Consider the following 6215-nt stretch of genomic DNA (forward strand, 5'->3'; position numbering starts at 1 on the left):
GTAGGTGGGGTTGGGGATGGCGACGACGGTCATCCCGGCGGCCGCCGCGGCGCGCAGCCCGTTGCTGGAGTCCTCGACGGCCAGACAGCGGGCCGCGGGGACGCCGAGCCGGTCGGCCGCGGCGAGGTAGACATCGGGGCTGGGCTTGCCGCGCGGCACCTCGGCGCTGGAGACGGTGGCCTTGAAGTGGTGCTCGACGCCGTGGTGCGCGAGCACCGCATCGATCACCCGGCGGGGCGCGGAGGAGGCGAGCGCGACGGGGCCGAGCGCGGCGGCCTCGGTGACCATGGCGCGGGCGCCGGGCAGCAGGTCGATCTCGCCGTCGTCCAGCGCCCGGACCATGCCGTCGACGACGGTGCGCTCGGTGTCGCCCGCGCTGTCCCCGGCGCCGGCGAACGCGGTGAGGTACGCGGCCCACTCGGGGGCGCTCATCCCCTGGCAGCTCTTGGTCTGCTCGGGCCCCCACTGCTTGCCGCGCTCCGCGGCGAAGGCCGTCCACAGCCCCTCCCAGAGGTGCTCGCTCTCGACGAGCACTCCGTCCATGTCAAACACCACTGCTTCGGCCACGGCCGGTACTCCTAACATCGCGGTCCTAGCAAATTAACACTCATTCTGTTACTTGTCACCGGCTGACTGATACGGGCTGCGGACAGACGGCGGCGCACAGGGCAGGATGGTCCGTATGACCGCCCAGGAACCGCCCCAGGAGCCCTCCCAGGAACCACCACAGGAACCACCACAGGAGCCCCAGCGGGGAGCACGCGCCACCCGCCAGCAGCGCCAGCGACTGATCGTCGACCATGTGCTGGCCCGGGGGGACGCCAGCGTGGCGGAGCTCACCGAGCTGACCGGTGTGAGCCTGATGACGGTGCACCGGGACATCACCGAGCTGGCCGACCGCGGCATCCTGCGCAAGTACCACGGCGGGGTGTCGGCCCAGCCCTCCACCGTCTTCGAGTCCAGCTCCGACTTCCGGCTGCACGCGCACGCGGACGCCAAGGGCGCGCTGGCCCGCGCGGCCCTGGACTTCCTCAGCCCCGGCATGTCGCTGATGCTGGACGACTCGACCACGGCGCTGGCGCTGGCCCGGCTGCTGCCCCGGGTCGGGCCGATGACGGTGGTGACGAACTACCGCCTGATCACCGAGGAGCTGCGGGCCGCCGAGGACATCCGGCTGATCCTGGTGGGCGGCGAGTACTCGCGGACCCACGACTCCTGGATCGGGCTCTCCGCGCTGGAGATGATCAGGAGCTTCTCGGCGGATCTGACGGTGGTGTCCACCTCGGCGATGACCGCCGACATGACGTACCACCAGGAGCAGGAGATCGTCGCGATCAAGCGCGCGATGCGCGAGGCGGGCTCGGTGAGCGCGCTGCTGATGGACCACAGCAAGGTGGGGCGCAGCGCGCTGCACCGGCTGGACCCGGTCTCCGCGTTCGACCATGTGGTGCTGACGCCGCCGGTGGACGAGGAGGTGCTGGCCCAGCTGCGCCAGCTGACGGACGTCCGGATCGCGGACTAGGGCCCTGGCGGCGCGGGTCATGGATTAACAAAACGGCTCGTTATCTTTAACACAGCTATTGATATTTATCGCGGCCAGGATGAGTATCCAGGAGCACGGACTGGCTACCTCAGAGTGGAGGCCGCGATGCTGCTGGATCGCATAGGGCTGCCGAAGACCCTGGTCCTCGGCTATATCGGCGTACTGCTGTTCATGATCGGCGACGGCGTCGAGAGCGGCTTCATCGCCCCGTACATGGCCGACCACGGCGCGGGCAGCGATGTCCGGGCCGGCTATGTGATCACGGCCTACGGCATCGCGGTCATGCTCGCGTCCTGGTTCTCCGGGGCGCTGGCCGAGGTCTGGGGGCCGCGCAGGGTGATGTGGACCGGCCTGGTGATCTGGGCCGTCTTCGACGCCTGCTATCTGCTCTTCGCGCTCGGCACCGAGAACTACCCGCTGATGCTGCTCTTCTACGGGCTGCGCGGCTTCGGCTACCCGCTCTTCGCCTTCGGCTTCCTCGTCTGGATCACCGGCACCGCGCCCAAGGCCCGCCTGGGCACGGCCGTCGGCTGGTTCTACTTCGCCTTCACCGGCGGCCTGCCCACCCTCGGCTCGCTCTGGTCCAGCCTCACCATCCCGGCCCTGGGCAAGATGGGCACCCTGTGGACCGCGCTCGGCCTGATCCTGATCGGCGGCGCCATCGCCCTGGTCGGCGCGCAGCGCCGGCCGGGCGGCGACCGCCTCGCGCCCGCGGACGTCAGCACCGGCGAGAGCCTCAAGAACAGCATCTCCATCGTGAAGACCCATCCGAGGGTGCTCGTCGGCTGCGTGGTGCGGATCATCAACACCGCGCCCGAGTTCGGGATGCTGGTCTACCTGCCGCGCATCTTCTCCGACGACGTCGGCTTCGGCACCGACAAGTGGCTCCAGCTGCTCGCGATCATCTACGGCACCAATATCTTCTTCAACCTGATCTTCGGCGCGGTCTCCGACAAGATCGGCTGGCGGACCACCATCGCCTCGTTCGGCGCGCTGGGCTGCGCGATCAGCGTCACACTGCTCTACTACGTGCCCACCTGGCTCGGCGCCGACTACTACTGGGTCGCGGTGCTGGCGGGCATGCTCTACGGCGCGACCCTCGCGGGCTTCGTCCCGATCTCGGCGCTCATCCCCTCCATGGCGCCGGAGAACAAGGGCGGCGCCATGGCCCTGCTCAACCTGGGCGCGGGCGGTGCCACCTTCGTCGGCCCGGCCATCGCCAGCCTCTTCCTGCCGCTGGTCGGCGCGGGCGGCGTGACGATCGTCTTCCTGGCGCTGTACCTGGTGGCGATGGTGCTCACGCTCTTCCTCAAGCTGCCGGAGGAGCGCGGCGGCCCGGACCCGAAGGCCCCGGGCGCACCGGGCCGTGCCCCGGCCGCACCGGGCCGGGTCGAGCCGGTGAAAGTCGTGCGGCCCTGATGTCACATTCCGGGGGGCGCCCGCCGTCATAGGGGTGACAGACACAGAGAGCACCGACCGCACCCAAGGAGCAGCCACCATGACGGCACGTATCCAGAACCCGGCGCAGGTGATCCCCGAGGCCGTGGGCCCGATCCAGCAGCTGGCCAAGGCCATCCAGCGGGGCGGCATGCCGCACACCACCCTGGAGCTGGTCCACCTGCGGGTCAGCCAGATCAACGGCTGCGGCTTCTGCGTGGACGGGGGCGCGCGGACCGCGAAGAAGAAGGGCGAGACCGACGAGCGGCTGCACGCGGTGGCCGCCTGGCGCGAGGCGCCGTACTTCACCGACGCCGAGCGCGCGGCCCTGGCCCTGGGCGAGGCCGCGACCCGGATCGCCGACCGCGGGGAGGTGCCGGACCCGGTGTGGGACGAGGCGGCCAAGCACTTCGACGAGCGGGCCCTGTCCTCGCTCGTGCTGATGATCGGCCTCACCAACCTCTTCAACACCGTCAACGTGACCACCCGGCAGCCCGCGGACCCCTCCGTGACCTTCTGACCCGTACCACCCGCACCACCCGCACCACCGCTCATCACCGGAGCCCCGCCTCGCAGGGGAAGGCGGGGCTCCGCTCATATCCGCACCGCGTACTCCCCCAGCGAGGGCGCCAGCAGCGCGAAGGCGCGCTCCGCCGAGCCGGCGACCGCCTCGGCGGCGGACTCGTCCGACCGCCCCTGGAGGGTGAGGTCCATCAGCTCCCGGAAGAGCACCCGGTGGACGCCCGCGAGCTGGGCCGCGGCCGCGCGCGGGGTGATGTCCCCGGCGGGCACGCCGGTCTCGTCCGCCAGGGTGCGGGCCAGCGCCTCCTCGCGCTGCTCGTGGAGATCGCGGAGGCGGGCCGTGAGGGTCGGGCTCCCGGCGACCATGCGGGCGAAGGGCTCCCCGGAGAAGCCGATCACCGGGTCGTGCCGGGAGACGGCCGCGAGGAACTCGCCGCGCAGCGCCGCCAGCGCGGACTCGCCGGTGCGCCGCCGCGCGACCGTGCGGGCCAGGCCCTGGGTGAACTCCTCGTGCATATCGAGGGCCAGGTCCTCCTTGCGCGGGAAGTAGTTGGTGACCGTCTTCTTCGCGACCAGCGCCGCTGCGGCGATCTCGGCGACGGTGGTCTCCTCGAAGCCGCGGAGGATGAACAGCTCGGTGGCGCGGTCGGAGATCAGCTCCCGCGTCTCCCGCTTCTTCCGCTCCCGCAGGCCAGGCTCGCCCGTCTCCGTCATCTCCGTCATCTCCGCGCACTCCTTGAATTTACCCTTGACGTATTCTTGCTCTCGACGTAACTTTACACGTGTCGCAAGGTTGAAGCGAGGAGTCGAGGGAGATCGTTCTGAACATCACCGATGCGGGCACGGAGTTCGACCGCCAGCTCGACACACTGCTGGAGAAGGGCTATCCGGACCGGGCCGGGATCAGCCCCGAGGAGTTCACGAAGACGGTCGCACCGCTGCGGGACGTGGCGGTGCGCGCCGCGGCAGAGCCGGGGGCGGCGCCGTTCGTGCTGGTCGTCACGCGGTCCCTGGTGCCGGTGGAGGAGATGGTGGAGCTCACCCGGCTGGAGAGCGGCACCAAGCCCGGCATCGTCGACCGGCACTACGAGGAGGGCTCGCTCGCGCGCTTCGTCCCGGTCGAGGGCGCCGAGCCGCCGGCCGAGCCCGCGTATCTGCTGCTCGGCGCCGACCGGGGCGAGGAGTTCTGCGGTGCCGTGCCGCGGGACGCCATGGCCGCGATCGCCGAGCGCGGGCGGACGCTGCTGACGATCGAGGAGGGGCTCGCCTTCGTCACCCAGTATCCGGCGGCCCTGGCGAAGAACAAGTGCTTCTCGCTGGGCGCCTCCCGCTGCGGCGACCGCCGGGTGCCCGCGATATGGATCAGCCAGCGCGCCCCCAAGCTGGGCTGGTGCTGGGAGGGCAACCCGCACACCTGGCTGGGGATGGCCTCGGCGGCGGGCAGAGCGGGGTAGCGGCCCCGGGGCGGTCAGCTCGACACGATGTGCAGGAGCGCTGTGCCGTCCTTCCCGGTCGCCACCTGGATGACCGCGGCGTCGGGCTGGGGGCTCGGCCTGGTGGTCGCCACTCGGCCGCAGGAGTTGCTGGTGCCGCCGCTCCGCAGGACGGTGATGCAACCCCGCCCCGGGCCGCCCGCCCCGCCCTTGGCCCGGCCCCCGTCCGACGTCACCTCGTACTCGACCTCGTTCGGGCCGACCTCGGTCACGGACAGCTTCGCCGGACCGGACGGCCCCTTGAACCGGAACGTCACCGGCCGGGGCACCGCGATCTCGCAGTCGCCGTCCGCGCAGGCGCCGACATCGCGTCCATCGGCCGCCGACACCGGAGACTCCGCCGAGGACTCCGCCGGGGACCTCGGCGGAGTCGATCGGTCGGCCGGGCTCTCCGAGAGCTCCCCGGAGTCCGAGGGGCGCCCGGAGTCCGAGGGCTGCGCGGACGAGGACGCCGCCGCCTTCCCGCTCCCGTCCCCGTCGTCGGACCCGCCGCAACCGCCTGCCGTCAGCGCGGCCAGCCCCGCGAGCGCGAGCCCCGCAACCACCCGAGTCGGCCCTGCACTCCCGAAGCTGCCACGAAGTGACAAGTAGCTCTCTGTAGCGGATCAGGGGTGTGCTTGTCAGCGGTTCCGGGCTTCTCGTCTTGGCGGTGGTGATGCTTCGTCACCTTGGTCGTGTCACGACGACCGGGAGGAGACCGGGGTGCGGCAGGAATGGGAGCCGGAGGACCTGATCGAGGTCTGGACACTACTCGAAGACGACATGGCGAAACTGCGGAACAAGTCCGGGTCGAACCGGCTGGGGTTCGCGCTGCTGTTGAAGTTCTTCGAGGTGGAGGCCCGATTCCCGGAGGTGCCAGGTGAGGTGCCCCAGGCGGCGGTCGCCTACGTCGCGCAGCAGGTGAAGGTGCCTGAGGCGGAGTGGGCGGCGTACGACTGGACGGGCCGGGCGATCAAGCGACACCGTACGGAGATCCGGGAGGCGTTCGGCTTCCGCGAGTGCTCGGTGGAGGACCAGGCCCAGCTCGCCGAGTGGCTGGCTGCGGAGTTGTGTCCGGTGGAGCTGTCGCGCGAGCGGCTGGTCGAGGCGGTGGTGGCCCGCTGCCGAAAGCAGGGCCTGGAGCCGCCGACGCCGGGCCGGGTGGCGCGGCTGGCGGGCTCGGCGGTGGCGGCCTTCGAGGAGCAGTTCTGCCGCCAGACGGCCGAGCGGCTATCGGCGAC

8 protein-coding genes are annotated in these 6215 nt (G+C 71.1%); 5 read left to right on the forward strand and 3 right to left on the reverse strand.

What is annotated here, in order from left to right; translation table 11 throughout:
- A partial coding sequence (locus tag G5C65_RS29175) for an HAD family hydrolase (protein ID WP_338146719.1) occupies window positions 1–567 on the reverse strand: 567 nt, incomplete at its 3' end.
- 115 nt (window positions 568–682) lie between these two features.
- Here G5C65_RS29175 and G5C65_RS29180 point away from each other — a divergent pair.
- The 3 genes from G5C65_RS29180 (at window position 683) to G5C65_RS29190 (ending at window position 3500) form a co-directional block, all read left to right on the forward strand.
- Complete coding sequence (locus G5C65_RS29180) at window positions 683–1522, forward strand: DeoR/GlpR family DNA-binding transcription regulator (RefSeq protein ID WP_165302042.1); 840 nt, start codon at window positions 683–685, stop codon at window positions 1520–1522.
- Window positions 1523–1648: 126 nt separating this feature from the next.
- The gene (locus G5C65_RS29185) at window positions 1649–2962 is read left to right on the forward strand and encodes an MFS transporter (protein WP_165302043.1); all 1314 of its coding nucleotides are present in this window, start codon (window positions 1649–1651) and stop codon (window positions 2960–2962) included.
- Window positions 2963–3041: 79 nt separating this feature from the next.
- Window positions 3042–3500, forward strand: a complete 459-nt coding sequence (locus G5C65_RS29190; protein WP_165302044.1) for a carboxymuconolactone decarboxylase family protein — start codon at window positions 3042–3044, stop codon at window positions 3498–3500.
- 74 nt (window positions 3501–3574) lie between these two features.
- Here the strand turns inward: G5C65_RS29190 and G5C65_RS29195 are convergent, their stop codons facing one another.
- Entirely contained in the window at window positions 3575–4225 is a 651-nt protein-coding gene (locus tag G5C65_RS29195) for a TetR/AcrR family transcriptional regulator (RefSeq protein WP_206442401.1), read from the reverse strand.
- A gap of 149 nt (window positions 4226–4374) precedes the next feature.
- Here G5C65_RS29195 and G5C65_RS29200 point away from each other — a divergent pair, with 149 nt between their 5' ends.
- The gene (locus G5C65_RS29200; RefSeq protein WP_241266134.1) at window positions 4375–4956 is read left to right on the forward strand and encodes a DUF5701 family protein; all 582 of its coding nucleotides are present in this window, start codon (window positions 4375–4377) and stop codon (window positions 4954–4956) included.
- A gap of 14 nt (window positions 4957–4970) precedes the next feature.
- On the opposite strand, the gene G5C65_RS29205 is transcribed toward G5C65_RS29200, so the two are convergent.
- Window positions 4971–5540, reverse strand: coding sequence for a hypothetical protein (locus G5C65_RS29205; protein WP_338146720.1), 570 nt, complete (start codon window positions 5538–5540; stop codon window positions 4971–4973).
- 157 nt (window positions 5541–5697) lie between these two features.
- Here G5C65_RS29205 and G5C65_RS29210 point away from each other — a divergent pair.
- Window positions 5698–6215 (forward strand): DUF4158 domain-containing protein (locus G5C65_RS29210; protein WP_165302045.1); only part of this gene is annotated, 518 nt, incomplete at its 3' end.

It is taken from the genome of Streptomyces boncukensis, from assembly GCF_011045075.1.
GTDB lineage: Bacteria > Actinomycetota > Actinomycetes > Streptomycetales > Streptomycetaceae > Streptomyces > Streptomyces boncukensis.

Coding starts and splice junctions, on each gene's coding strand:
- G5C65_RS29180 (WP_165302042.1), top strand. CDS start 683: ATGACCGCCCAGGAACCGCCCCAGGAGCCCTCCCAGGAACCACCACAG.
- G5C65_RS29185 (WP_165302043.1), top strand. CDS start 1,649: ATGCTGCTGGATCGCATAGGGCTGCCGAAGACCCTGGTCCTCGGCTAT.
- G5C65_RS29190 (WP_165302044.1), top strand. CDS start 3,042: ATGACGGCACGTATCCAGAACCCGGCGCAGGTGATCCCCGAGGCCGTG.
- G5C65_RS29195 (WP_206442401.1), bottom strand. CDS start 4,225: ATGACGGAGATGACGGAGACGGGCGAGCCTGGCCTGCGGGAGCGGAAG.